Genomic DNA, 23,772 nt, shown 5'->3' on the forward strand with positions numbered 1-23,772 from the left:
GAATCGAGCACCGCCTGTTCGAACCCCTACGAACGCAGGTTGACGCATGCGTACCGCACAGTGACCCCATGACATCCGCGACTGTCCGGCCCCCGGCCGGCGTGGCACCTTCGTTGCCACGCCACCGAGGGGGAAACGATGGACAAGCGGTACGAGGTCTTCTGCCTGGCCGACAGGCATTTCTACGAGACTCCGGACCGGTTGCTGTCGACCAGGACCGGGGAGTCCGTTCCGCTCTTCGAGGCGGCCCAGCGCCCGGTCCCCGAAGGGTGGCACACGGCCCTCTCCGGGGACTGGCTCCACTTCAGCCCGGTGGACGCGGCCGGCGAACCGCGCCCGGGCCGCCCCCGCCAGGGCTGGAAGATCCACGTCTCGGCGTGTCTGGACAACGCCGAGAAGATGGCGGCGCAGGTGTGGGAGTACTGCGTCCCCAGAGCGATCCCGTTCAAGTTCGTGCCGGGCCGCCAGCCGCTGCACCTGCGCAACTCCAAGTACGCCGGGCGCGGCTCCAGCGGGAAGTTCGCCACGATCTACCCGTCCGGCGTGGAAGAGCTGGAGCGCATACTGAACGAGCTCGGCGAGCTCCTGGAGGGCGAGCCGGGCCCGTACATCCTCACCGATCTGCGCTGGAACTCCGGGCCCCTGTACGTCCGTTACGGGGGCTTCGTCGAGCGGCACTGCGTCGGTGAGGGCGGGGCGCTGGTCCCCGCGATCGAGAACGCCCGGGGCGAGCTGGTCCCCGACCGCCGGGACCCCGCCTTCCAGGTGCCCGAGTGGGTGGCGCTGCCCCCGTTCCTGGAGCCCCAGTTGGAGGCGCGCAACGCGACGACCGTGGCCGACCTGCCGTACCGCATCGAGCGGGCGCTGCACTTCTCCAACGGCGGCGGGGTGTACGCCGGGACCGACGCGCGCGACGGCAGCAAGGTCGTCCTCAAGGAGGCCCGGCCGCACGCCGGGCTGGCCGGCGACGGCTGCGACGCGGTCACCCGCCTTGAGCGGGAGAAGGTGGCCCTGGAGCGGATCTCGGGGCTCGGTGTGGCGCCCGAGGTGCGCGACTGGTTCGAGCTGGGCGACCACCGCTTCCTGGTCATGGACTTCCTGGAGGGGCGCACGCTGAACGCGTTCTTCGCCGAGCGCCACCCGCTGCTCGCCGTCGACCCCGACCCGGACGCGGTGGCCTCGTACACGGCCTGGGCGCTCTCGGTGCACCGGGCGGTGGAGCGGGCGGTGGAGGCGGTGCACTCGCGCGGCCTGGTCTGCAACGACCTGCACATGTTCAACGTGATGGTCGCCCCGGACGGGGGCGAGGCGAACAACGAGGCGGACGGCGGCCGTGAGGTCTCCGTGCAACTGCTGGACTTCGAGGCCGCGGTGCCGGTCGAGGAGCACCAGGGGCAGATGATGGCGCACCCCGGGTTCATGGCCCCGCGCGACCGCACCGGCTTCGAGGTCGACCGGTACGCGCTGGCCTGTCTGCGGCTGGCGCTGTTCGTGCCGATGACGACGCTGCTCGTGGTGGACCAGGACAAGGCGGCGCATCTGGCGGAGGTCGCGGCGAGCCAGTTCCCCGCCGTGCCGGAAGGTTTCTTCGAGGAGGCGGTGCGGGTCATCCGGGGTACGGACGAGCCGCTGGAGCGGCCGTACCTGCCCGTCGCCCCCGCCGAGTGGCCCGCCGGGCGCGACTCCATGGTCCGCGCGATCCTCGCCTCCGCCACGCCCGAGCGCGAGGACCGGCTCTTCCCCGGTGACATCTCCCAGTTCGCGAACGGCGGCGGCCTCGGGGTCGCGCACGGCGCCGCCGGGGTGCTCTACGCCCTGGACGCCACCGGCGCCGGCCGCTACCGGGACGGCGAGGAGTGGCTGCTGCGCCGCACCGAGGAGCCGCCCGCCGGCTGTCCGCTGGGCTTCTACGACGGGCTGAGCGGCGTCGCGTACGTCCTGGACCGGCTCGGCCACACCGAGCGCGCCCTCGACCTGGTCGACCGGGTGCTCGACGAGAAGTGGCAGCGGCTCGCGCCCACTCTGCACGGCGGGCTCGCCGGACTCGGGCTCGCCCTCGACTCGCTCGGCCGCACCACCGGCGAGGCCGATCTGCGCGACCGGGCGCTGGAAGCGGCCTGGATCATCGCCGGGCAGCCGGAGCCGGACGCGGGCGCGGGGCGCCCGCGCGCCGGGCTGCTGCACGGCGCCAGCGGCCCCGCCCTGCTCTTCCTGCGGCTCTACGAGCACACCGGCGAGCCCGCGCTCCTCGACCACGCCGCCGAGTTCCTCCGCCGCGACCTCGCGCGCTGCGTCACCGACCGCTCGGGCGCCCTCCAGGTCGACGAGGGCGCGCGGATCATGCCCTACCTCGGCGCGGGCGGCGTCGGCATCGCGATGGTGCTCGACGACTATCTGGCGCACCGCCACGACGAGGAGTTCGCCACGGCCAGGGCCGCGATCCAGCCCACCGCGCGGCTGCGGTACTACGCCCAGCCGGGCCTGTTCAACGGCCGCGCGGGCATGGTCCTGCACCTCGCCCGCACCCGCGCCGCGCGCCCGGACCTGGACGCGCAGAGCGCGGCGCTCGCCTGGTACGCCGTGCCGTACAAGGGCCATCTGGCCTTTCCCGGCGACCAGATGATGCGGCTCTCCATGGACCTCGCGACCGGCACGGCGGGCGTTCTGCTCGCCCTGGGCTCGCTGCCCGGTGCCGCGTCCGCCCGAAGGCGCCCCGCGGGGCTGCCCTTCCTGCCGCCGCTTCCGGCGGCCCCCAAGACGGCCCCGCGAGGGGCCGGACGGTGAACCCGTCCCCACGAAGAAGTTCTGGACAGAAGGAGATGGCGATGACACTTCTCGACCTGCAGAAGCTGGACGTTCCCGAGACCACCGGTGGCGGCGGCGGTGGCGGCGACCAGAGCAGCCTCAGCCTGCTCGCGTGTGACAAGCACAGCTCGAACAGCTTCCTGCTCTGCCTCTGAGCACACGCACCACCCTGATCAAACCCTGTTGCACCTGATCAACCTTGATCGAAACTGATCAACTGTGTGACGCGGCCCCGGGCGGATCTGCTCTCCGCCCGGGGCGTGCGCGCCCCGGAGGGCCCCTTGGCACAGCGCCCCTTTCTCCGCGAGACCGTTCGGTACGGCGCGGCACCCGCCGCCCTCGTGCTGCTGCTGACCACGGCCCTCGCCGGGGCCGGCCTGGCCCTGCCGTGGGCGCTCGGCCGCACCCTCGACCTGCTGCTCGGCGACGACCGGGCGGCCGCGGGCCCCTGGCTCGCGCTGTGCGCGGCGCTCACCGGCGCGACCGTCCTGCTCGGCGCCCTCGACGGCCTGGTCACCGCCACCGCCAACGCCCGCACCACCGCGTGGATACGCGACCGGGTGCTGCGCCACGTCCTCGCGACCGGGCCGCGCGCGGCCCTGCCCGAGGGCGACCTGGTGGCCCGGCTCGTCGGCAACGCGGCCCAGGCCGGACCCGTCCCCGCCACGCTCGCCGCCACGCTCGCCGCCGTGATCACCCCGGTCGGCGGCCTGGTCGCGCTCGCCCTAACCGACCGGTGGACGGCCCTCGCACTGCTCGCCGGAATGCCCGTACTCGCCCTGCTGCTCAAGGTGTTCGTGCGCGCCTCCGCCGATGCGGGCGCCGCCTATCTGCGCGCCCAGGGCGAGATCGCCGGGCGGCTCACCGAGGCGGTGGAGGGCGCCCGCACCATCGCGGCCGCCGGAACCGCCGAACGGGACGCGGCCCGCATCCTCGCCCCGCTGCCCGAACTCTCCCACCAGGGCTTCCGCATGTGGCGCGTCACCGGCCGCTCCACCGCCCAGGCCGCCGCCCTGCTGCCGCTGCTCCAGCTCACCGTGCTCGCGGTCGCCGGGCTGCGGCTCGCCGACGGCGCGCTGAGCGTCGGCGGGATGCTCGCGGCCTGGCGGTACGCGGTCCTCGCCACCGGCACCGGCGTCCTGGTCGGCCAGCTCAACGCCCTGGTGCGGGGCCGCGCCGCCACCGACCGCCTGGCCGAGGCACTCGCCCCGCCCGCCATGACGTACGGAACACGCCAACTTCCCGAAGGAACAGGGTCGTTGGAGTTCCGGAGCGTGTCCGCCGGACCGCTGCGCGAGGTCGACCTGTACGTGCCCGGCGGGGCGGTCGCCGCCGTGGTGGGGCGGTCCGGCAGCGGCAAGACGGCGCTGGCGGCGGTCGCGGGCCGGCTCGCGGACCCCGACCGGGGCACGGTCCTGGTCGACGGCGTCCCACTGCCCGAACTCTCCCGGGACGCGCTGCGCCGCGAGGTCGGCCACGCCTTCGCCCGCCCCGCACTCCTGGGCGCCACCGTCGGCGGCACGATCGCCTTCGGCGTCGGCGAACCGGGCCCCGACGAGGTCCGGGCGGCCGCGCGGGCGGCCTGCGCCGACGAGTTCGTCCGCAGACTGCCGCTCGGCTACGACACGCCCTGCGCCGAGGCCCCCATGTCCGGCGGCGAGGCCCAACGCCTCGGCCTGGCCAGGGCGTTCGCGCACTGCGGACGCCTTCTGATCCTCGACGACGCCACCTCCAGCCTGGACTCCGCGACCGAGCTGAAGGTCTCCCGCGCCCTGCTCGACGAGCTCACCCCGGGCACCCGGCTCATCGTCGCCCACCGGGTGACCACGGCCGCCCGCGCCGACCTGGTGGTCTGGCTGGACGGCGGCGGGGTGCGCGCGCTCGCCCCGCACGCGGAGCTGTGGCGACTGCCCGAGTACCGCGCGGTGTTCGCGGGGGAGGCCGCGTGAAGGGGCGCCTGCTGCGAGGGCCAGACCCCCGCGTGCCGACCGGGCCCACCGGACAGGCCCTGGCGCGCCCCCGGTGGCGGGCGTTGCTCCGGCTCGCCGCCTGGTCGGCGCTGGAGGCGGGGGAGACGTTCCTGCTCGGCTACGCGCTGGCGCGGGCGCTCGACCGGGGCTTCCTCGCGGGGCACACGGACGTCGGCCTCGGCTGGCTCGGGCTCGCGGCGCTCGGCGTGCTGGCCGGGTCGTTCGGCACCGGCCGGGTGCACCTGGCGGTGGCCGCGCTCGTCGAGCCCGTCCGCGACGACCTCGTACGCAAGGTGGTGCGCCGGGCGCTGCGGGCGCCGGACGGGGCGGCGGTCTCCCGGCTCACCCACCAGGTGGAGATCGCCCGCGACACGCTCGCCGGTCTGGTGATGGTGTCGCGGACCTTCGTCGTCACGGCGGTGGGCGCGCTGATCGGCCTCTTCTCGCTGGCGCCGGTGCTGCTGCCGGTGGTGGCGCTGCCGCTGGCCGCCGGGCTCGCCCTGTTCCTCGCCACCCTGCGCCCGCTCGCCCGCCGCCAGGAGGTGTTCCTCGCCGCCGACGAGGCGCTGGCGGCCGAACTCGGGCTCGCGGTCGGCGGGTTGCGGGACATCACGGCGGCCGGGGCGCAGGACCGGGTGGGGAGGGACGTACGGGAGCGGATCGACGCCGAGTTCCACGCCTCGCGCGCACTGGCCCGCTGGGGCGTGCTGCGCACCCTCGCGGCCGGGATCGGCGGCCGCCTCACCGTGGTGCTGCTGCTCGCGGCGGCCCCCTGGCTGCTCGACCACGGCGTCACCCCGGGCGCGTTCGTGGGCGCCCTCGCCTATCTCACCCAGTCCCTGATCCCGGCCCTCCAGTCCCTGATGCAGGGGCTCGGCACCTCGGGGGCGCGGCTGTTCGTGGTGCTGCGGCGGCTGACGGCGGACCCCGGGGCGGGCGGGGAAGCGCAGGCGGACCCCCTGGGCGCCCCCGGTCCGGGCGAGGCCGTGCGGCTGCGGGGCGTCACCTTCGCGTACGGGCCGGGCGCGGCGCCCGTCGTCGACCACCTGGACCTGACCGTGCCGCACGGCGGGCACCTCGCGGTCGTCGGCCCCAGCGGAATCGGCAAGTCCACGCTGGCCGAGCTCATGGCGGGGGTGCGGGCGCCGGACAGCGGCGAGGTTTTACGCGGATGCGCGCGGGTCCTGGTGCCCCAGCAGGCGTACGTCTTCACCGACACCGTCCGCGCCAACCTCACCTATCTGTGCCCGGACGACCCGCCCGGCGACGAAGACCTGCTCGACTCCTGTACGGCCGTGGGCGCCCGCGAACTGGTCGACCGGCTCGGCGGGCTCGACGCCACTCTGGCACCGTCCGAACTCTCCGCCGGAGAGCGGCAGTTGATCGCACTGGCCCGGGCGTACGCGGCCCCCGCACCGCTGGTCCTGCTCGACGAGGCGACCTGCCATCTCGACCCGGCGGCCGAGGCGCGGGCCGAGCGGGCGTTCGCCCGGCGGCCCGGAACGGCCCTGGTGGTCGTGGCGCACCGGACCGGCTCGGCAGGACGGGCCCGGCAGGTGCTGGTCCTGGGCGGCGACGGGGTGGAGCGCGGTACGCACGACGAACTTCTCCAACAGTCCGCGTTCTACCGGGAGTTGACCGGATTACACCCATCCCTCGCCCTGGGAGATGCGGATGGCGTCCACGCGGTTGCGGGCGCCGGTCTTGCGGGTGATCGCCGCCATGTAGTTCCGCACGGTCCCGTTGGACAGATGGAGGCTGTGCGCGATGTCCGCGATCGAGGCGCCCTCGGCGGCGAGTGAGAGCACGCTCAACTCCCGTCTGGTCAGCGGCATTTCGGCCGCCCGCAGGAACCCGCAGCCCAGCGAGTCGTCGACGAACCGCTGGCCCGCGGCGGCCCGTCTTATCGCCGTGACGAGCCGCTCCGGAGTGGCGTCCTTGTCGACGTAGCCTAGGGCGTGCGCCTCCACCGCCTGGCGCAGCGGCCCGGGCCGGTTGGCGCTGGCCAGCACGACGAGCCGGGTGCCCCGCGACCCGTTGTGCCGGCTCTGTAACTCTCCCAGCGGCGCGATCCCGTACGAGTCGGAACAGTCCAGGTCCACGGCGCACACATCCGGCCGCAGGACCCGCGCGCGAGCGGGCGCACTGCGCCAGGGCGCGTGATGGACCTCCAGACCGGGTTCACGGGCAAGGCGGTCGGCAAGCGCCGACCGCATCAGACAGGCATCGTGCACGAGAAGTACCCGGATCACGTTTCAGCCCCCTCCAGCTCCCCGCCTACCGGTTGCCTTCCTTTTGCACGCGAAACATTTCTATCGGCGCCCCGGGGGAGGGGAACCCGGATTATCAGCCATGGGGTGGCACGGGGGCGCGCACGGCGCACAGCACGGCGCGGATGCGGAGCGCCCAGCGCATCCGCGCGCCGGGCGCAGAGCGGGGGCGGGCGCGGCCGGTCCGCCGGCGGTCCGGCGGCGATGCGGCCTGTCCGATTCCGGTGCCGTCTTCCGATGTCGTCTTCCGGTGCCGTCGGCCCGACGGGCCCTCAGTCGGATTCGGGGGCCGTGAGGTCGATCAGCCGGCACACCGTCTCGATGTCGATCTTCACCTGGGCGATCGAGGCCCGCCCCGACAGCCAGGTGATCAGGGCCGAGTGCCAGGTGTGCTCGATCACCCGGACCGCCGAGAGCTGCTGCGGGGTGGGGTGGTCCAGGCCCATCGCGTCCAGGATGATCGCGGTGGTCTGCCGGGAGACCGTGTCCACCTCGGGGCTGACCGAGCGGTCGGCGAAGGTGAGCGCGCGCACCATCGCGTCGGCGAGGTGCGGCTCGCGCTGGAGCGCGCGGAACGCCCGCATCAGCGTCTCGGCGACCCGCTCCGCGGCCGAATCGCCGGACGGCGGGTGCTTGCGGAGCGTGGAGTGCAGATGCTGGAGCTGGTCCTGCATGGTGGCGACCAGCAGATGGATCTTGGACGGGAAGTAGCGGTAGAGCGTGCCGAGCGCGACCCCCGCGGCCTCGGCCACCTCGCGCATCTGGACCGCGTCGAAGCCGCCCCGGCTGGCCAGCTGGGCGCTGGCGTGCAGGATGCGGCGGCGGCGCGCCTCCTGGCGCTCGGTCAGGGCGGGCGACGCAGGAATGGCTGCTTTGACTTCCGCTGTCATCTGTCCCGTTCCGTCATCCGGTCGTCCGATTGCTCCGGTGTTCCCCGGTGCGGGCCCGTGCCCCTGGCGGCCCGTTTCCGGGGGCACAGCATGGCAGGGGCCCCGGTGGTGGCGCGAATCACCTGATCCGGCCCTCACACGCGCGCTACCTGCCGGTAGATTCGAAGCTTCTTGAGGCTCCTCGGAGAGATCAAGAAGGATCAAGTCTGGAACTTGTTCTAGATTAGCGCGAGCGGTTACGCTCCGGCGAAACGCAGCGATGAAGGGGCCGCGAGTGACCGCAGAGGCCGTAGAGGCAAGCCCCCGCGCAGGGGAGCCGGCCCGTGCGGGCGACCGCCCCCTGCGGATCGCCCTCCTGACGTACAAGGGCAATCCGTTCTGCGGCGGCCAGGGCGTCTACGTACGCCACCTCTCCCGCGAACTCGCCCGCCTGGGGCACAGCGTGGAGGTCATCGGCGCCCAGCCGTACCCCGTCCTGGACGAGGGCGTGCCGCTCACCGAGCTCGCCAGCCTGGACCTGTACCGCTCGCCCGACCCGTTCCGTACGCCCAAGAAGGACGAGTACCGGGACTGGATCGACGCCCTCGAAGTCGCCACCATGTGGACCGGCGGCTTCCCCGAGCCGCTGACCTTCTCGCTGCGGGCCCGGCGCCACCTCGCCGCCCGCAAGGGCGAGTTCGACGTCATCCACGACAACCAGACGCTCGGCTACGGCCTGCTCGCCGACCTCGGCGCCCCCCTGGTCACCACGATCCACCACCCCATCACCGTCGACCGGCAGCTGGAGCTGGACGCCGCCGCCGACTGGAAGCGGCGCTCCTCCGTACGCCGCTGGTACGGGTTCACGCGGATGCAGAAGCGGGTCGCCCGCAGGCTGCCGTCCGTGCTCACCGTCTCCGGCTCCTCGCAGCGCGAGATCGTCGAGCACCTCGGGGTGCGCGAGGACCGCATCTCCGTGGTGCACATCGGCGCCGACACCGACCTGTGGTCCCCGGACCCGTCGGTGGCCGAGGTGCCCGGCCGGATCGTCACCACCTCCAGCGCGGACGTACCGCTCAAGGGGCTCGTCTTCCTCGTCGAGGCGCTCGCCAAAGTGCGTGCCGAACACCCCGAGGCGCACCTCGTGGTCGTCGGTAAGCGCGCCGAGGACGGGCCGGTCGCGCAGGCCATCGAGAAGTACGGGCTCGGCGACGCGGTCCGGTTCGTCAAGGGCATCACCGACGCCGAGCTGGTCGACCTCGTACGGTCCGCGCAGGTCAGCTGTGTGCCTTCGCTGTACGAGGGGTTCTCGCTCCCGGCCGCGGAGGCGATGGCGACGGGGACGCCGCTGGTCGCCACGACCGGCGGCGCCATCCCGGAGGTCGCCGGGCCCGACGGGGAGACCTGCCTCGCGGTGCCACCGGGCGAGCCGGGCGCGCTCGCCGCGGCCCTGAACCGCCTCCTGGCCGACCCGGAGCTGCGCGCGCGGCTCGGCGCGGCCGGGCGGGAGCGGGTCCTCGACCGGTTCACCTGGGCCCGGGCGGCCGAGGGCACCGCCGAGCTGTACCGCTCCGCGATCGCCCACCACAAGGCACCCGCCAGGTGACCCGGCACCGCGCCGGCACCCGCCGCTCCGCGGCCCAGACACCCGGCCGCTCCGCGGCCGCAGCTGTTCTCCATCCGAAAGGGCAGGCCCCGTGCTGACCGTCGACTTCTCCCGCTTCCCGCTCGCCCCGGGCGACCGCGTGCTCGACCTGGGCTGCGGCGCGGGGCGGCACGCCTTCGAGTGCTACCGGCGCGGTGCGCAGGTCGTGGCGCTCGACCAGAACGGCGAGGAGATCCGCGAGGTCGCCAAGTGGTTCGCGGCGATGAAGGAGGCCGGTGAGGCGCCCGAGGGGGCGACCGCCACGGCGATGGAGGGCGACGCGCTCAACCTGCCCTTCCCCGACGAGTCCTTCGACGTCGTGATCATCTCCGAGGTCATGGAGCACATCCCGGACGACAAGGGCGTGCTCGCCGAGATGGTCCGGGTCCTCAAGCCGGGCGGCCGGATCGCGGTCACCGTGCCCCGCTACGGGCCGGAGAAGGTCTGCTGGGCGCTCTCCGACGCGTACCACGAGGTCGAGGGCGGCCACATCCGCATCTACAAGGCGGACGAGCTCCTCGGCAAGATGAAGGAGGCGGGCCTCAAGCCGTACGGCACGCACCACGCGCACGCGCTGCACTCGCCGTACTGGTGGCTCAAGTGCGCCTTCGGCGTCGACAACGACAAGGCGCTGCCGGTGAAGGCGTACCACAAGCTCCTGGTCTGGGACATCATGAAGAAGCCCCTGGTCACGCGGCTCGCGGAGCAGGCGCTCAACCCCATAGTCGGCAAGAGCTTCGTGGCGTACGCGACCAAGCCGCACCTCGCGCGCTTCGACAAGGTCGCTGCCAAGTGACCTCACCGGAGCGGACCGAGCACCTGATCCTGCCGGGGGTGCTCACCGCCGGGCAGGCCGCCGCGACGGTGGCCGGCATCCTCGCCGTGCAGCGCGAGGACGGCGCCATACCGTGGTTCCGCGGGCACCACCTGGACCCGTGGGACCACACCGAGGCCGCCATGGCGCTGGACGCGGCGGGTGAGCACGAGGCCGCCGCGCGCGCCTACGAGTGGCTGGCGCGGCACCAGAACGACGACGGGTCCTGGTACGCGGCGTACCACGACGGGGACTTCACCCAGGTCACCGACCGGGGGCGGGAGACCAACTTCGTCGCGTACGTGGCGGTCGGTGTCTGGCACCACTACCTCGCCACCGGCGACGACACCTTCCTCGACCGGATGTGGCCGGTGGTGTTCGCGGCCGTCGAGTTCGTGCTGCGGCTGCAGCAGCCGGGCGGGCAGATCGGCTGGAAGCGCGAGGAGGACGGCTCGCCCGTCACCGACGCGCTGCTGACCGGCAGCTCCTCGATCCACCAGGCGCTGCGGTGCGCCCTGGCGATCGCCGAGCAGCGGGAGGAGCCGCAGCCGGACTGGGAGCTGGCGACGGGCGCGCTCGCGCACGCCGTGGCCCACCACCCCGAGCGCTTCCTCGACAAGTCCCGCTACTCCATGGACTGGTACTACCCCGTCCTCGGCGGCGCGGTGACCGGTGCCGAGGCGAAGGCGCGCATCGAGGCGCGGTGGGAGGCCTTCGTGGTGCCCGGGCTCGGGGTGCGGTGCGTGCTGCCGAACCCGTGGGTGACGGGGGGCGAGAGCTGCGAACTCGCGCTCGCGCTGTGGGTGATGGGCGAGTCGGACCGCGCCCTGGAGATCCTCCAGTCCATCCAGCACCTGCGGGCCGGGGACGGCCTGTACTGGACGGGTTACGTCTTCGAGGGCAACCGGGCGGTGTGGCCGGAGGAGCTCACGACGTGGACGGCGGGTTCGCTGCTGCTCGCGGTGGCGGCGCTGGGGGGCGACGAGGCGACGACGGCGGTGTTCGGGGGGGAGCGCTTGCCGCGCGGGCTCGCGCCCGAGTGTTGCGGCTAGCCCGACCCGAGGATGCCGCGCAGCGGCATTCAAGGGGCGCGGGGAACTGCGCGACCAGCCCCCACCGGTCCGCAGACGAACCCCGGGCACCCATATGGGCTCGCCCGAGTGGCGGCACCGGCAGGGGCGGGTGAGGCTGCCGGGGAGGACGACACATCCCCGGAGGTCACCGTGCCCAGTACGCTCAACTTCCGCCGCATACTCGTGGCGGTCGTCCTGTCCACCACAGTCCTGGTGTCGACGACCGCCTGCGGAGGCGAGACCAAGAGCGCCCACAACAGTCTGACCGCGGCGGAGGCCAGCGCCTCCCCGTCCCCCACCGGCTCCTTCGAGCGGCAGAAGCTCGCCAAGACGCGGTTCGTCGCCAACGCGGGACTCGCGGCGGGCGCCGCCTACCAGTGGATCGTGAAGCCCTACAAGGCGGGCAAGTTCAAGAAGGGCACCAAGGGCCGGACGTTCGCCCTGGTCAAGGCCGGTCTGGCCGGCGCCTTCACGTACAACCGGCTGAAGGCGGCCGTGAACAACGCCAAGGGCGACCCCCTCCTCTCCAAGGCCGTCGCCCCCCTCAGCTCCGGCATCGACTCCCTCAAGAACCTCGGCGGCAAGCTCCGCAAGGGCGACGCCACCGACGCCGACGTCGGGATGTTCGAGAACGTCATCAACGGGGTCAAGGACGCCGGGAAGAGCGCGGGCGCCGAGGTCAAGGACCAGGTGCCGTCCGCCTCGCAGCTCAGCGGCGGCTGAGCCGGCAGCCGACCCACCTCAGCCGTTCAGCTCCGCCAGCACCCGCAGCGTCGTCAGGTCCGGTGACGTGACCAGCAGGTCCGTCACCGGGCCCGCGCGCCACGACTCCAGCCGCTCCGCGATCCGTTCGCGCGGCCCGACCAGCGAGATCTCGTCGGCGAAGGCGTCCGGGACGGCCCGTACCGCCTCCTCGCGGCGGCCCTCCCCGAACAGCGCCTGGATCCGGCGGGCTTCGGCCTCGTACCCCATCCGCGCCATCAGATCCGCGTGGAAGTTGCGGGCCGCGTGCCCCATCCCGCCGATGTAGAAGCCGAGCATCGCCTTCACCGGCAGCAGCCCCTCGGCCACGTCGTCGCAGACGTGCGCCCGGACCATGGGGGCGACGGTGAAGCCCTCGGGCGCCCCCGCAAGCGACGCCTCGTACGCGTCCAGCCGCGTCGGCGACCAGTACAACGGCAGCCAGCCGTCCGCGATCCGGGTCGTCTGCGCGATGTTCTTGGGGCCCTCGGCGCCGAGCAGCACCGGCAGGTCCGCCCGCAGCGGATGCGTGATCGGCTTGAGCGGTTTGCCGAGGCCGGTGCCGTCCGCGCCCCGGTAAGGGTGCGCGTGGAAGCGGCCGTCCAGCTCCACCGGCGCCCCGCGCCGCAGCACCTGCCGGACCACCTCCACGTACTCCCGCGTCGCCGTCAGCGGGCTGGCCGGGAACGGCCGCCCGTACCACCCCTCCACCACCTGCGGCCCCGAAAGCCCCAGGCCGAGCAGCACGCGGCCGCCGGAGAGGTGGTCGAGGGTCAGCGCGTGCATGGCGGTCGCGGTGGGTGTGCGTGCCGCCATCTGCGCGACGGCCGTGCCCAGTCCGATACGGGAGGTGTGCGCGGCGATCCAGGTCAGCGGCGTGAACGCGTCCGACCCCCACGCCTCCGCAGTCCAGACCGAGTCATACCCGAGGCGCTCGGCTTCCTGAGCGAGTTCCAGATGCCCGGGGTTGGGACCCCGCCCCCAGTAGCCAAGTGCGAGTCCCAGCCGCATGACGAGCCTCCATAATCTGACGGACCGTCAGCGGAGCGTATGCCAAAGGCCCCTCGCCCGAAAGGGGCGAGGGGCCTTTGGCATCTAGGGGCGCGGGGAACTGCGCGACCAGCCACGCACGGTCCGCAGTCGAAGCAGAAACTAACCCCGCTGGATACCCGTGGTGTCCTGAAGAACACCACGACGCCCGTCCTGCGTCTGCGCGACCAGCGCCGCACCACGCTGCTCCACCGCCAGGTACCACGTACCGGGCGCGAGTTCCGCGATCGGCGTGGGGGAGCCGTCCTCCGGGTACAGCGGACGGGCCACCGGAACGGCGAACCAGAACGGGGCGAAGTCAGCGGCCGGAGCACCGGCCGCCGGGGCCGGCTGGGCCGCGGCGCCGGGCGCCGGGGTCTGGCCGCCCAGGCTCGGGTCGGCGCCGGCGGCACCGTACGGCTGGGGCTGCGGCTGGGCGCCGCCCGGGTAGCCGTAGCCGCCCGCGGGCTGCGCACCGTAGGGCTGGGCGCCGTACGGGGCCACGGCCGGACGCGGGGCGCCCATCAGCGGAGCCTTGAGCGCGGCGACCATCGGACCGGCCACCGCACCGGCGGCGAGCACCAGCGCGGAGATCAGGCCGAGGATCATGCCGGCGCCGGCGCTGTCCATGTCGATGATGGTCCAGAACGCGGTCCACGCGGCGAAGATCGTGAAGGCGGTGCCGAACTGGGCCAGGTCCATCCCGGCGATCTTCTTCGGCTGCGGCAGCGAGCGGGCCACGACGATGAGGACCGCTCCGATGATGCCGGCCAGGAACATGCTCATCAGCAGGCCCAGCGCGTCCCACGCGTTCGGAACGTCGGCATGGGAGCAGATGGAGCCGACGCAAGCGTTGTCGACCGAGTAGAGATCGAGGAACGAGGCGATGAACAGCACCACCGCTGCTCCGATCACCACGCCGTCGCCTCGCGTGAGGGAGCGGATGTTCACGTAATAGTCCTTTTTGGGTCGTCTCGTCGGGGCGGTCATCGCTGCCGCCGGTGTACGTGCACACGGCGCGAAGCACGGGGGCGGTTCCCCGCCCGGAGGAGAATCTATCGTCTGACCGGGTGGGAAGTCCCCCCGGTGCTCAGACCGTGACCGACCCGCAGCCGACCGTTCGCGTCGGCGACCCCTTCACTTCTGCAGGAAGCTGCTGATCCCGTCCGCGATGCCCCGAGCCGCCTTCTGCCGCCAGTCCGCGCTCGTCAGCAGGGCCGCATCGCCGGAATCCCGCATGTTCCCGCACTCGATGAACACCTTCGGCACGGTCGACAGGTTGAGCCCGCCGAGGTCCTTGCGGACGTCCAACCCGGTGCCGCCACCCACGTAGTTGGAGGGCGGCATGCCCGTGGCGTGCACGAACTTCCCCGCGATCCTCACACCCAGCTCACGCGAGGGGCCCACGATCGGGGCGGTGTTCGCCTTCCCCGCGTTCACCAGGGCGGGCAGGATCACATGGAAGCCGTGGTTGCCCTCGTCCGCGCCGTCGGCGTGCACCGAGACGACCGCGTCGGCCTTCGCCTTGTTGCCGAGCGCCGCCCGCTCGTCCACGCACGGGCCGAACGGCCGGTCGTTGTCCTGGGTGTACGTGACGGTCGCGCCCTGCTTCTCCAGGAGCGCCCGGACGCGGTGCGAGACGTCCAGGGTGAACGCGGCCTCGGTGTACCCGCCCGCCGTGTCCGTGCCGGTGGTGTCGCACTCCTTCTTGTTCGTCCCGATGTCGACCTGGCGGTTGATCTCGGCCGCGTGCTTGAAGTTGCTGGGGTTGTGCCCCGGGTCGATCACCACGACCCGTCCGGCGAGCGGCCCGGTGGGCCGGGCCGACTGGGTGGAGGGCGAGGTGGACGGCGAGGCGGACGGCGACGGGGTCGCCGTCACGGTCACGGTCGGCGGCCGAGGGTTCCCCGAGGGCGCCACGGACGGCCCGCTCGGCAGCGGCAGCACCCTCGGCGGCTTGTCGTCCTGGCCGCCGGAGCCGTCCATGGCCTGCCACACCAGCCATCCGGCCAGGGCGGTCGGGACCAGCGCGGCAGTGGCGATGACGAGGTTGCCGCGCAGCCGGCGCCGGGCGGGGGTGGGGGACTCGCTGTCGTACGACACGCAGTGATGCTAGCGGGGGCGGTCTTCGGGAGCGTGGTTCCCGCGTGTGCCGAAGGGGTGCACTGCGGTGTGCGCCGTCACACCCCGGCGCGCGTGCGGCGCAGGACGCGCAGTGAGTCGGTGGCCGAGACCTCGGTGAACGCGCCGGAGGCCAGCGCGCGCAGATAGACGCGGTACGGGGCCTGGCCGGTGAACTCGTCGACCGGGTCGGGGAAGACGTCGTGGATCACCAGGAGGCCGCCCTCGGCGAGGTGCGGGGCCCAGCCCTCGTAGTCCCCGTTGGCGTGCTCGTCGGTGTGCCCGCCGTCGATGAAGACGAACCCGACCTTGCCGCCCCAGACCCGCGCCACCTGCGGCGAGCGCCCCACGACCGCGATCACGTGGTCTTCGAGGCCCGCCTTGTGCAGGGTGCGGCGGAAGGTCGGCAGGGTGTCCATCAGGCCGACCTCCGGGTCGACCACGGTCGGGTCGTGGTACTCCCAGCCGGGCTGCTGCTCCTCGCTGCCCCGGTGGTGGTCGACGGTTATGGCGACGGTCCCGGCGGCGCGGGCCGCGTCGGCGAGCAGCAGCGTGGAGCGGCCGCAGTAGGTGCCGACCTCCAGGAGCGGCAGGCCGAGCGCGCCCGCCTCGACCGCGGCTTCGTAGAGCGCGAGCCCTTCGCGTACGGGCATGAACCCCTTGGCGGCCTCGAAGGCGGCGAGGATCTCCGGCTTGGGTGTCGCCATGGCAGGGCTCCCGTGGTTGTGCGCGCGGAACGCGTGGAGGGTGGCGCCACATCGTAATCCCCGTCGAACCGGACCCCTCCCCGGTGAATCCGGTCCCCGATCTGACCTTCCGTCAGATTGGAACGTGTTCTAGTCTGTCGCCGTTCCAGTGGCGGCCGCGGCGGCGGGGGAGTGCGCATGGGCATCGGAATCACCCGGGAGCAGCGGGAGCTGGCCGAGGCGGTGCGCGGCCGGCTGGCGCGGGCCGTGCCGGTCGAGGAGGTGCGCAAGCTGCTCGACGCGCCCGCCGGGGACGCCCGTCCGCCCTACTGGGACGCGCTGGCCGAGCAGGGCCTGCTCGGGGTGCACCTGGGCGAGCGGCACGGCGGCGGGAGCCTGGTGGAGCTCGCGGTGGTCCTGGAGGAAGCGGGGAGGGGTGCGCTGCCCGGCCCGTACCTGCCCAGCGCGCTCGCGGCGGCGGTGCTCGATCGGGCGGGACACGCGGCGGCGGGGCCGACGGGACTGACCGGACTGAACGAGCTGGTGGACGCGATCGCGACCGGGGTGCGGACCGCCGCCGTGGCGCTCGGCCCCGGGGACCTCACCGCCGTACGGGCCCCGGCGGGCTGGACGCTCGACGGGGTCGCGCCGCCCGTGCTCGCCGGGGCGCAGGCGGACCTGCTGGTGCTTGCCGCCCGGGCGGGCGAGGAGACGCTGTGGCTGGCGGTGGACGCGGCGGACCTGGGCGTACGGGCGCACGACGGCGCCGATCCGACCCGCCCCACCGCCGAGGTCGCCGCGCACGGCCTCACGGTGGCGGACGACCGGGTCCTGGCCGTGGACCCCGCGCTCGTACCGGACCTCGCGGCCGTGCTCTTCGCCGCCGAGGCGTGCGGCACCGCCGCCCGGGCGCTGGAGACGGCGGTCGCCCACGCCAAGGTGCGCGAGCAGTTCGGGCGCCCCATCGGGCAGTTCCAGGCGGTCAAGCACCTCTGCGCGGACATGCTGGTCCGGGTCGAGCAGGCGCGGGCGCTGGTGTGGGACGCGGCGCGGGCGGCGGACTCGGAGCGGGCCGAGGTGCGCGGCCTGGTCGCGGCGCTGGCGGCGGCCGCGGCTCTGGACGCCGCGTTCACCTGCGCCCAGGACTGCGTCCAGATTCTCGGCGGCATCGGCTTCACCTGGGAGCACGACGCCCATCTGCATCTGCGCCGCGCCCTGGTGGCCCGCCAGCTCCTGGGCGCCGGGGACGCCCACCGGCAGCGGGCCGTCCGGCTCGCCGGGGCCGGGGCGCGCCGGGAGCTGCGCCTCGAACTGCCCGGGGAGGCGGAGGAGTTCCGGGGCCCGGCGCGGGAGGCGGCGGAGTCCGTACGCGGCCTCGACCCGGCGGCCGCCCGACGCGCCCTCGCCCCCACCGGCTACGCCGCACCGCACCTGCCACCGCCGTACGGCCTGGGCGCTGAGCCGGTCCAACAGCTGGTCATCCAGGAGGAGTTGAGGGCGGCGGGGGTGAAGGTCGCCGAGCTGGGGATCGGCACCTGGGTGGTGCCGTCGCTGCTGGCGTACGGGACGCGCGAGCAGCAGGAGCGCTTCCTGCTGCCGACCCTGCGCGGGGACCTGCTGTGGTGCCAGCTGTTCTCGGAGCCGGAGGCGGGCTCCGACCTGGCGAGCCTGCGGACCCGGGCCGAGCGCACCGACGACGGCTGGCGGATCACCGGCCAGAAGGTGTGGACGAGCGCGGCCCAGTGGGCGGACCACGGGATCCTGCTCGCCAGGACCGACCCCGAGGCTCCCAAGCACGAGGGCCTGACTTACTTCCTGGTCGACATGAAGAACACGCCGGGCATCGACGTACGCCCGCTCCGCGAGATCACCGGGGACGCGCTCTTCAACGAGGTGTACTTCGACGGGGCGCCGCTGCCGCACGACGCGGTCGTCGGCGAGCCGGGCGGCGGCTGGCGGGTCGCCCGAAACACCCTGGGCAACGAACGCGTCCACATGGCCGACCAGTTGACCTTCGACACCGGCCTGGAGGCGCTGCTGGCCCGCGCCGACGGCCTGGACGGCTCGTACCGCGCCCGGATCGGCGCACTGGCCGCCGAGGCGCACGCACTCGCCTGCATCGGGCTGCGCACCACGATGCTCCAGGTGTCGGGCCTTGAGCCCGGCGCCGGGGCCAGCGTGCGCAAGCTCGTCCAGACCGCCCACCAGCAGAAGGTGGCCGACCTCGCCCTGGAGCTGCTCGGCCCGGCGGGCGCGGCGGCCGAGGGCCCGGCGCGGCGGGCCGTCCACGGCTATCTGATGTCCCGCTGTCTGACGATCGCGGGCGGCACCACGCAGGTCCAGCTCAATGTCGTGGCCGAGCGGATCCTCGGCCTGCCGCGAGACTGAAGGGGTACGGATGTGAAGAGCTTTGTTGCCGGTGTCGGCATGACGAAGTTCGAGAAGCCCGAGTCGCGGGAGTGGCAGTACTGGGACATGGCGCGGGAGGCCGGGACGGCGGCGCTGGCGGACGCCGGGATCGCGTACGGGCAGGTGGAGCAGGTCCTGGCGGGCTACTGCTTCCAGCCGTCGACGGCGGGCCAGCGGGCGGCGTACGGACTGGGCCTGACCGGAGTCCCCGTCCACAACGTCAACAACAACTGCGCGACGGGCGCGAGCGCGCTGATGCTGGCCCGGCAGTTGGTGGAGGGCGGGGTGAGCGAGTGCGTGCTGGCGCTGGGGTTCGAGAAGATGAAGCGGGGCGCGCTGGGTGGTGGCGCGGGTGACGGCTTCTCGACGTCCCCGGTCGCCCGCCACTACTCCGTCATGGCCGCCGCCCACGGCTTCGAGATGAGCCCGCCCACCGCGCAGATCTTCGGCAACGCGGCGCGCGAGCACATGGAGCTGTACGGGACGACGGCGGCGCAGCTGGCGGCGGTGGGCGCGAAGAACCACCGCCACTCGGTGCACAACCCGCGTGCGCAGTTCCAGGTGGAGTACGGGGTGGCGGAGGTGCTGGCGTCGAAGGAGATCCACCGTCCCTTGACCAAGCTCCAGTGCTCCCCGACGTCGGACGGTTCGGCGGCGGCCGTCGTCGTCTCCGAGCGCTTCGCCGCCGAACACGGCCTGGAGGAGCGGGCGGTGGAGATCGTCGCCCAGGCGATGACGACGGACACGGCGGAGTCCTTCGCGTCCGGCCGGTGCATCGACGTGGTGGGTGTCGGCATGACGCGGGCGGCGGCGCGTCTGGTCTACGAGCGCTCCGGCCTCGGCATCGAGGACGTCGACGTGATCGAGCTCCACGACTGCTTCTCCATCAACGAGCTGCTGACGTACGAGGCGCTGGGGATGTGCGGGGAGGGGGAGTCCGGGAAGCTGGTGGAGTCCGGGGCGACGACGTACGGCGGGCGGTGGGTGGTGAACCCGTCCGGGGGTCTGATCTCGAAGGGGCATCCGTTGGGGGCGACGGGGTTGGCGCAGGTGTGTGAGCTGGTGGCGCAGTTGCGGGGGGAGGCGGGGGCTCGGCAGGTGGGGGGTGCGGGGGTCGGGCTGGCGCACAACATCGGGTTGGGCGGGGCGGCGGTGCTGACGCTCCTACGGAGGTAGAGCCCCCACCCCGCCCCTTCCCACTGTGACATTTGCGGCTCCGCCGCGCGGCCTCCGGGGGACCCGTTCGGCTGCGGACCGTGCTGGGTTGCTCGCGCAGTTCCCCGCGCCCCTAGGTGGTTAGGGGCGCGGGGAACTGCGCGACCAGCCACAGACGGTCCGCAGACGAACACGGGGCCCGGGGCGGAGCCCCAACCGGCTGCCCGCCAGAGGGCTTTAGGGAAGGGGCGGGGTGGGGAAACCAACCCCCGGCTGCAAACATGGCCCGCATGGTCCAAGCGCCCCCAGACACCGCCGCCATACCCGCCCGCACACACACGCCCCGCACCTGGCTCGTCCTCCTCGCCGCCTGCGCCGGGCAGTTCCTCGTCGTCCTCGACGTCTCCGTCGTCAACGTCGCCCTCCCCTCGATGCGGACCGGGCTCGGGATGACCCCGACCGGGCTGCAGTGGGTCGTCAACGCCTACTCCATCGCGTACGCCGGGTTCATGCTCCTCGGCGGCCGCGCCGGAGACCTCTTCGGGCGCAAGCGCATGTTCCTCGTCGGGCTCGGCCTCTTCACCGCCGCCAGCCTCGCCGGCGGGCTCGCCCAGGAGGGCTGGCAGCTGCTGCTCGCGCGCGGCGTACAGGGACTCGGCGCCGCCGTGCTCGCGCCGTCCACCCTCACCATCCTCACCGCCGCCGTCCCCGAGGGCGCCGCCCGTACCAGGGCCATAGGGACCTGGGCGGCGGTCGGCGCGGGCGGCGGCGCGGCGGGCGGGCTCGTCGGCGGGGTGCTCACCGACACCCTGTCGTGGCGCTGGGTGCTGCTCATCAACGTGCCCGTCGGCGCCCTCGTCCTCACCGGCGCCACCCTGTGGATCACGGAGAGCCGCGCGGCCACCCGCAACCGCCTGGACCTGCCCGGCGCGGTCGCCGTCACCGGCGGGCTCGCGGTCCTCGCGTACGGCATCGTGCAGACCGAGCAGTCCGGCTGGACCGCGCCCCGGACCCTCGCCCCGCTGCTCGGCGGACTCGCGCTGCTCGGCGCGTTCCTCGCGGTCGAGACGCGGGCGGCGGCGCCGCTGATGCCGCTGCGGCTGCTGCGGATCAGAGCCGTCTCGTCCGCCAACGTCGTGATGTTCGCCTGCGGCTCGGCCACCTTCTGCACCTGGTACTTCATGACCCTGTACGCCCAGAACGTCCTCGGCTACACCCCGCTGGGCGCCGGACTCGCCCTCATTCCCAGCTCGTTGAGCATCGTCTTCGGCGCCAAGATCGCACCCCGGCTGATGCCGGTGACCGGGACCCGCAACCTCACCGTCATCGGCGTCCTGATCGCCGCCGCCGGGTTCGGCTGGCAGTCCACGATGCACGCGCACGACCCGTACTGGATGTCGATCCTGGTGCCCGGCGTGCTGATGATGACCGGCGCGGGGCTCGCCACCACGCCGCTCGCCTCCCTCGCCACCTCCGGCGCCGCGCCGGGCGAGGCCGGGCTCGTGTCCGGGCTGATCAACACCTCCCGCACGATGGGCGGCGCGCTCGGCCTCGCCATCCTGTCGACGGTGGCCACGGCCCGTACCGGCGACTCGCTGACGCCCGAGTCGCTCACCGAGGGCTACGCGCTCGCCTTCCGCACCGGTGGGTTCGTCCTGCTCGCCAGCACGGTGGTCGCGCTGGTGTGGCTGCCCAGGACGACCACGTCGAAGAAGTGACTCAGAGCCAGCCCTGCTGCCGCGCCGCCCGCACCGCCTCCATGCGGTTGCGGGTGCTCGTCTTGCCGATCGCGGACGAGAGGTAGTTGCGCACCGTCGACTCCGACAGGTGCAGCTTGCCCGCGATGTCGGCGACGGTCGCGCCGTCCACCGAGGCGTTCAGGACGTCCCGCTCCCGCGCGGTCAGCGGGTTCGCGCCCGCGCTCAGCGCTGCCGCGGCAAGGGCCGGGTCGATCACGGTCTCGCCGCGCAGCACCCGCCGGATCGCCTCGGCCAGGTCCTCCACCGGCCCGTCCTTCACCAGGAACCCGGCCGCACCCGCCTCCATCGCGCGCCGCAGATACCCGGGCCGCCCGAACGTGGTGAGGATGAGCACCCGGCAGTCGGGGCACTCCTCGCGCAGCTGGGCCGCCGCGTCCAGACCGCTGAGGCCCGGCAGTTCGATGTCCAGGAGGGCGACGTCGGGCCGGGCGGTGAGCGCCTCGGCCACGATCTTGTCCCCGGCGCCGACCTGCGCGACGACCTCGATGTCCTCCTCAAGCCCGAGCAGCAGGGCGAGGGCACCGCGCATCATGCCCTGGTCCTCGGCGAGGAGAACTCTTACGGACTTTCCGGGGCGGTGGTCTTGGGGCATTTCATCCATGGCGACAGGCTAAGGCCAGCCACCAACGACGGCGGGACGCCCCGGTCAGCGTCCGCAGTGCACGCACGAGGGGGCGCCCCCGGTGCGTGGCGGATCCTCGGACGCTGTTGATCGTCCGCTCCGGCGCGCCGACCAGTCTCAGCGCTTCGCGCAGGGCATCGGCGGCGCTGCTCGCGACGGCGGTGCTGTCCCGCCACTCCTGCATGGTCATGGGCATGGTCGTCCTCCCGCCAGCCCGACCAGCGTGCTGCAGATCGCTCCGTTCGACATGGGCGAACGCGGCCCTTCAATCTGCCGGTGTATCTGCTGACCCTGCCGGACCGGTCACTCATGTCGTACGCCGAGCCCGCTCAACAAGGGCATCTTGAGCGGGAAAGCACCTCGGTACTGCCCCTGTTGACGGCCTACCATCAGCTACAGGCCGAAGCCCAGTTCCAGGCGGCATCCGTGGCCTTGAGCGAGCAGTTACGAAAGGGCACCCCGTGATATCCGCACCGTCTCCTCAGTGGTTCACGTCGTCGTACAGCGACAACGGGGGCGCCTGCGTCGAGATCGCCGCAAACCTCCTCACTTCGCACGGCATCGTCCCCGTCCGCGACAGCAAGCCGGCCAACAGCCCCGTTCTGCTGCTGTCCCCCGGTACCTTCGCCGGACTGGTGGAGTACGCCAAGCAGTCCCGCTAGTCCTGCCGTGAGCCCCGCACCTCCAGCTCCGCTTCGAGCTCCGCGTCGAGGGGATCCACCGGCAGCTCGGCGCTCACCTGGAAGCCGCCGCGCGGACCGGGGCCCGCTTCGAGTGAGCCGCCGGCCGCCGCGAGGCGTTCGGTGAGACCCTTCAGGCCCGTGCCGCCGATGCGCGGACCGGGGGCGACGGGCTGTTCGGACGGTACGCCGCGGCCGTCGTCGGTGATCTTCAGCCGTACCCGGCCGGGCGCGCCGTCGACCGCGATCTCGCAGCGGGCCGCGCCGCTGTGCCGTACGACGTTGGTGACCGCCTCCCGTACGACCCAGCCGAGCAGCGCCTCCACTTGCGAGGGCAGCGGCGGGCCCGACAGGCGTACCACCGGCTCCACTTCGGCCGCCAGGAGCGCCGAGCGGGCCCGGTCAAGCTCGGTGCCGAGGCTGCCCTCGCGGTAGCCGGTGACGGCCTCGCGGATCTCGGTGAGCGCCTGGCGGCCGACCGACTCGATGTCGGCGACCTGGCCGAGCGCGGCGTCCAGGTCGCGCGGGGCGAGGCGGCGGGCCGCCTCCGACTTCACCACGATCACCGAGAGCGTGTGGCCGAGCAGGTCGTGCAGGTCCCGGGAGAAGCGGAGACGTTCCTTCTCCACGGCGGTACGGGCCAGCTCCTGGCGCGTGTCGCGCAGTTCGCGCACGGTCTGGGAGAGCGAGAGGACCGCCGCCGTCACCATGCCGGAGAGGAACGTGCCGTACGCGATGGTCACGTTGTCCCACACCTCACCCGCCTCCATGCCGGAGATCGCGCCCGCCGACGTCGCCAGGACCATGATCGTCAGGCCGAGCCCGCGGTCCCGCAGCACCGCGCCGCAGGCCAGCGCGAGCAGCGGGAAGAAGAACAGCCAGGTGCCGCCGTAGCAGAGGGTGAGGGTGTAGGTGATCGCGGCCATCGCGGCCAGGATCATCAGCGTCGTGCGGCTCTCCCGCTTCTCCTTGACGAAGGCGCGGAAGGAGATCGTGACGTAGAGGGAGTTGAAGGCCAGCAGGCCCGCGCCGCCGATCCACGGGTTCGGGGTCCTGCCCTGGACGAGGTTGGAGAACGCGCCCAGACACATCAGCAGCCAGGGCAGCAGCGTGTAGGCGCTCG

General features: G+C 73.2%; 19 protein-coding genes and 2 pseudogenes. 13 read left to right on the top strand and 8 right to left on the bottom strand.

Features of this window, described 5'->3' with window-relative positions; genetic code table 11:
* Positions 1–138 precede the first annotated feature (138 nt).
* The 4 genes from lanKC (at position 139) to QIY60_RS20015 (ending at position 6,577) form a co-directional block, all read left to right on the top strand.
* Entirely contained in the window at positions 139–2,784 is a 2,646-nt protein-coding gene (lanKC, locus tag QIY60_RS20000) for a class III lanthionine synthetase LanKC (protein WP_283143642.1), read from the top strand.
* A 41-nt stretch (positions 2,785–2,825) separates the two neighbouring features.
* Positions 2,826–2,960 (top strand): SapB/AmfS family lanthipeptide, encoded by a 135-nt coding sequence (locus QIY60_RS20005; RefSeq protein WP_283143643.1) that lies wholly within the window; start codon positions 2,826–2,828, stop codon positions 2,958–2,960.
* 66 nt (positions 2,961–3,026) lie between these two features.
* The gene (locus QIY60_RS20010) at positions 3,027–4,754 is read left to right on the top strand and encodes an ABC transporter ATP-binding protein (RefSeq protein WP_283143644.1); all 1,728 of its coding nucleotides are present in this window, start codon (positions 3,027–3,029) and stop codon (positions 4,752–4,754) included.
* Positions 4,755–4,786: 32 nt separating this feature from the next.
* On the top strand, positions 4,787–6,577 hold the full coding sequence (locus tag QIY60_RS20015) for an ABC transporter ATP-binding protein (protein ID WP_283143645.1): 1,791 nt from the start codon (positions 4,787–4,789) through the stop codon (positions 6,575–6,577).
* Here the strand turns inward: QIY60_RS20015 and QIY60_RS20020 are convergent.
* Positions 6,503–7,027, bottom strand: a pseudogene (locus tag QIY60_RS20020) (response regulator transcription factor); the annotation flags it as partial. The gene QIY60_RS20015 and the pseudogene QIY60_RS20020 overlap by 75 nt on opposite strands.
* Before the next feature lie 290 nt (positions 7,028–7,317).
* Positions 7,318–7,935 (bottom strand): TetR family transcriptional regulator, encoded by a 618-nt coding sequence (locus QIY60_RS20025; RefSeq protein WP_283143646.1) that lies wholly within the window; start codon positions 7,933–7,935, stop codon positions 7,318–7,320.
* A gap of 274 nt (positions 7,936–8,209) precedes the next feature.
* Here QIY60_RS20025 and QIY60_RS20030 point away from each other — a divergent pair, with 274 nt between their 5' ends.
* The 4 genes from QIY60_RS20030 (at position 8,210) to QIY60_RS20045 (ending at position 12,169) form a co-directional block, all read left to right on the top strand.
* On the top strand, positions 8,210–9,520 hold the full coding sequence (locus QIY60_RS20030; RefSeq protein WP_283143647.1) for a glycosyltransferase family 4 protein: 1,311 nt from the start codon (positions 8,210–8,212) through the stop codon (positions 9,518–9,520).
* Positions 9,521–9,611: 91 nt separating this feature from the next.
* Positions 9,612–10,355 carry a class I SAM-dependent methyltransferase gene (locus tag QIY60_RS20035; RefSeq protein WP_283143648.1) on the top strand — a complete coding sequence of 248 codons (744 nt, stop codon included), beginning with the start codon at positions 9,612–9,614 and terminating at the stop codon, positions 10,353–10,355.
* Positions 10,352–11,425: a prenyltransferase gene (locus QIY60_RS20040; RefSeq protein ID WP_283143649.1), complete on the top strand. Its 1,074-nt coding sequence runs from the start codon at positions 10,352–10,354 to the stop codon at positions 11,423–11,425. Before QIY60_RS20035 ends, QIY60_RS20040 begins: the two co-directional genes overlap by 4 nt.
* A gap of 171 nt (positions 11,426–11,596) precedes the next feature.
* Complete coding sequence (locus QIY60_RS20045) at positions 11,597–12,169, top strand: hypothetical protein (RefSeq protein ID WP_283143650.1); 573 nt, start codon at positions 11,597–11,599, stop codon at positions 12,167–12,169.
* 18 nt (positions 12,170–12,187) lie between these two features.
* On the opposite strand, the gene QIY60_RS20050 is transcribed toward QIY60_RS20045, so the two are convergent.
* From QIY60_RS20050 to QIY60_RS20065, 4 genes are all read right to left on the bottom strand, one after another.
* Positions 12,188–13,198 carry an LLM class F420-dependent oxidoreductase gene (locus tag QIY60_RS20050; RefSeq protein ID WP_283143651.1) on the bottom strand — a complete coding sequence of 337 codons (1,011 nt, stop codon included), beginning with the start codon at positions 13,196–13,198 and terminating at the stop codon, positions 12,188–12,190.
* A 141-nt stretch (positions 13,199–13,339) separates the two neighbouring features.
* Positions 13,340–14,167, bottom strand: coding sequence for a DUF5336 domain-containing protein (locus tag QIY60_RS20055; RefSeq protein WP_283143652.1), 828 nt, complete (start codon positions 14,165–14,167; stop codon positions 13,340–13,342).
* A 186-nt stretch (positions 14,168–14,353) separates the two neighbouring features.
* The gene (locus QIY60_RS20060) at positions 14,354–15,319 is read right to left on the bottom strand and encodes an N-acetylmuramoyl-L-alanine amidase (protein WP_283143653.1); all 966 of its coding nucleotides are present in this window, start codon (positions 15,317–15,319) and stop codon (positions 14,354–14,356) included.
* Positions 15,320–15,396: 77 nt separating this feature from the next.
* Positions 15,397–16,044, bottom strand: a complete 648-nt coding sequence (locus tag QIY60_RS20065) for a class I SAM-dependent methyltransferase (protein ID WP_283143654.1) — start codon at positions 16,042–16,044, stop codon at positions 15,397–15,399.
* Positions 16,045–16,221: 177 nt separating this feature from the next.
* Between QIY60_RS20065 and QIY60_RS20070 the strand changes: the two genes are divergently transcribed.
* The 3 genes from QIY60_RS20070 to QIY60_RS20080 all read left to right on the top strand — a co-directional run bounded on the left by QIY60_RS20070 (position 16,222) and on the right by QIY60_RS20080 (position 21,305).
* Positions 16,222–18,411: an acyl-CoA dehydrogenase gene (locus QIY60_RS20070; protein ID WP_283143655.1), complete on the top strand. Its 2,190-nt coding sequence runs from the start codon at positions 16,222–16,224 to the stop codon at positions 18,409–18,411.
* 12 nt (positions 18,412–18,423) lie between these two features.
* Positions 18,424–19,608, top strand: a complete 1,185-nt coding sequence (locus QIY60_RS20075; RefSeq protein ID WP_283143656.1) for a lipid-transfer protein — start codon at positions 18,424–18,426, stop codon at positions 19,606–19,608.
* Between the two features lie 269 nt (positions 19,609–19,877).
* Complete coding sequence (locus tag QIY60_RS20080) at positions 19,878–21,305, top strand: MFS transporter (RefSeq protein ID WP_283143657.1); 1,428 nt, start codon at positions 19,878–19,880, stop codon at positions 21,303–21,305.
* 1 nt (position 21,306) lies between these two features.
* Here QIY60_RS20080 and QIY60_RS20085 read toward each other — a convergent pair whose 3' ends face one another.
* The gene (locus QIY60_RS20085; RefSeq protein ID WP_283143658.1) at positions 21,307–21,948 is read right to left on the bottom strand and encodes a response regulator transcription factor; all 642 of its coding nucleotides are present in this window, start codon (positions 21,946–21,948) and stop codon (positions 21,307–21,309) included.
* A 241-nt stretch (positions 21,949–22,189) separates the two neighbouring features.
* Here QIY60_RS20085 and QIY60_RS20090 point away from each other — a divergent pair.
* Both QIY60_RS20090 and QIY60_RS20095 read left to right on the top strand, forming a co-directional pair.
* Positions 22,190–22,434: pseudogene (locus QIY60_RS20090) on the top strand (DNA-binding protein); the annotation flags it as partial.
* Entirely contained in the window at positions 22,434–22,631 is a 198-nt protein-coding gene (locus QIY60_RS20095) for a DUF397 domain-containing protein (protein WP_283146008.1), read from the top strand. The pseudogene QIY60_RS20090 and the gene QIY60_RS20095, both read left to right, overlap by 1 nt.
* On the opposite strand, the gene QIY60_RS20100 is transcribed toward QIY60_RS20095, so the two are convergent.
* The gene (locus tag QIY60_RS20100; RefSeq protein WP_283146009.1) at positions 22,628–23,758 is read right to left on the bottom strand and encodes a sensor histidine kinase; all 1,131 of its coding nucleotides are present in this window, start codon (positions 23,756–23,758) and stop codon (positions 22,628–22,630) included. The genes QIY60_RS20095 and QIY60_RS20100 overlap by 4 nt on opposite strands.
* Between the last annotated feature and the right edge of the window lie 14 nt (positions 23,759–23,772).

It is taken from the genome of Streptomyces sp. BPTC-684 (assembly GCF_030028635.1).
Classification (GTDB): Bacteria; Actinomycetota; Actinomycetes; order Streptomycetales; family Streptomycetaceae; genus Streptomyces; species Streptomyces noboritoensis.

Excerpts from the sequence above, each read along its gene's own strand:
- lanKC (WP_283143642.1), top strand. The coding sequence starts at position 139 with ATGGACAAGCGGTACGAGGTCTTCTGCCTGGCCGACAGGCATTTCTAC.
- QIY60_RS20005 (WP_283143643.1), top strand. The coding sequence starts at position 2,826 with ATGACACTTCTCGACCTGCAGAAGCTGGACGTTCCCGAGACCACCGGT.
- QIY60_RS20025 (WP_283143646.1), bottom strand. The coding sequence starts at position 7,935 with ATGACAGCGGAAGTCAAAGCAGCCATTCCTGCGTCGCCCGCCCTGACC.
- QIY60_RS20050 (WP_283143651.1), bottom strand. The coding sequence starts at position 13,198 with ATGCGGCTGGGACTCGCACTTGGCTACTGGGGGCGGGGTCCCAACCCC.
- QIY60_RS20065 (WP_283143654.1), bottom strand. The coding sequence starts at position 16,044 with ATGGCGACACCCAAGCCGGAGATCCTCGCCGCCTTCGAGGCCGCCAAG.
- QIY60_RS20070 (WP_283143655.1), top strand. The coding sequence starts at position 16,222 with ATGGGCATCGGAATCACCCGGGAGCAGCGGGAGCTGGCCGAGGCGGTG.
- QIY60_RS20080 (WP_283143657.1), top strand. The coding sequence starts at position 19,878 with ATGGTCCAAGCGCCCCCAGACACCGCCGCCATACCCGCCCGCACACAC.
- QIY60_RS20085 (WP_283143658.1), bottom strand. The coding sequence starts at position 21,948 with ATGGATGAAATGCCCCAAGACCACCGCCCCGGAAAGTCCGTAAGAGTT.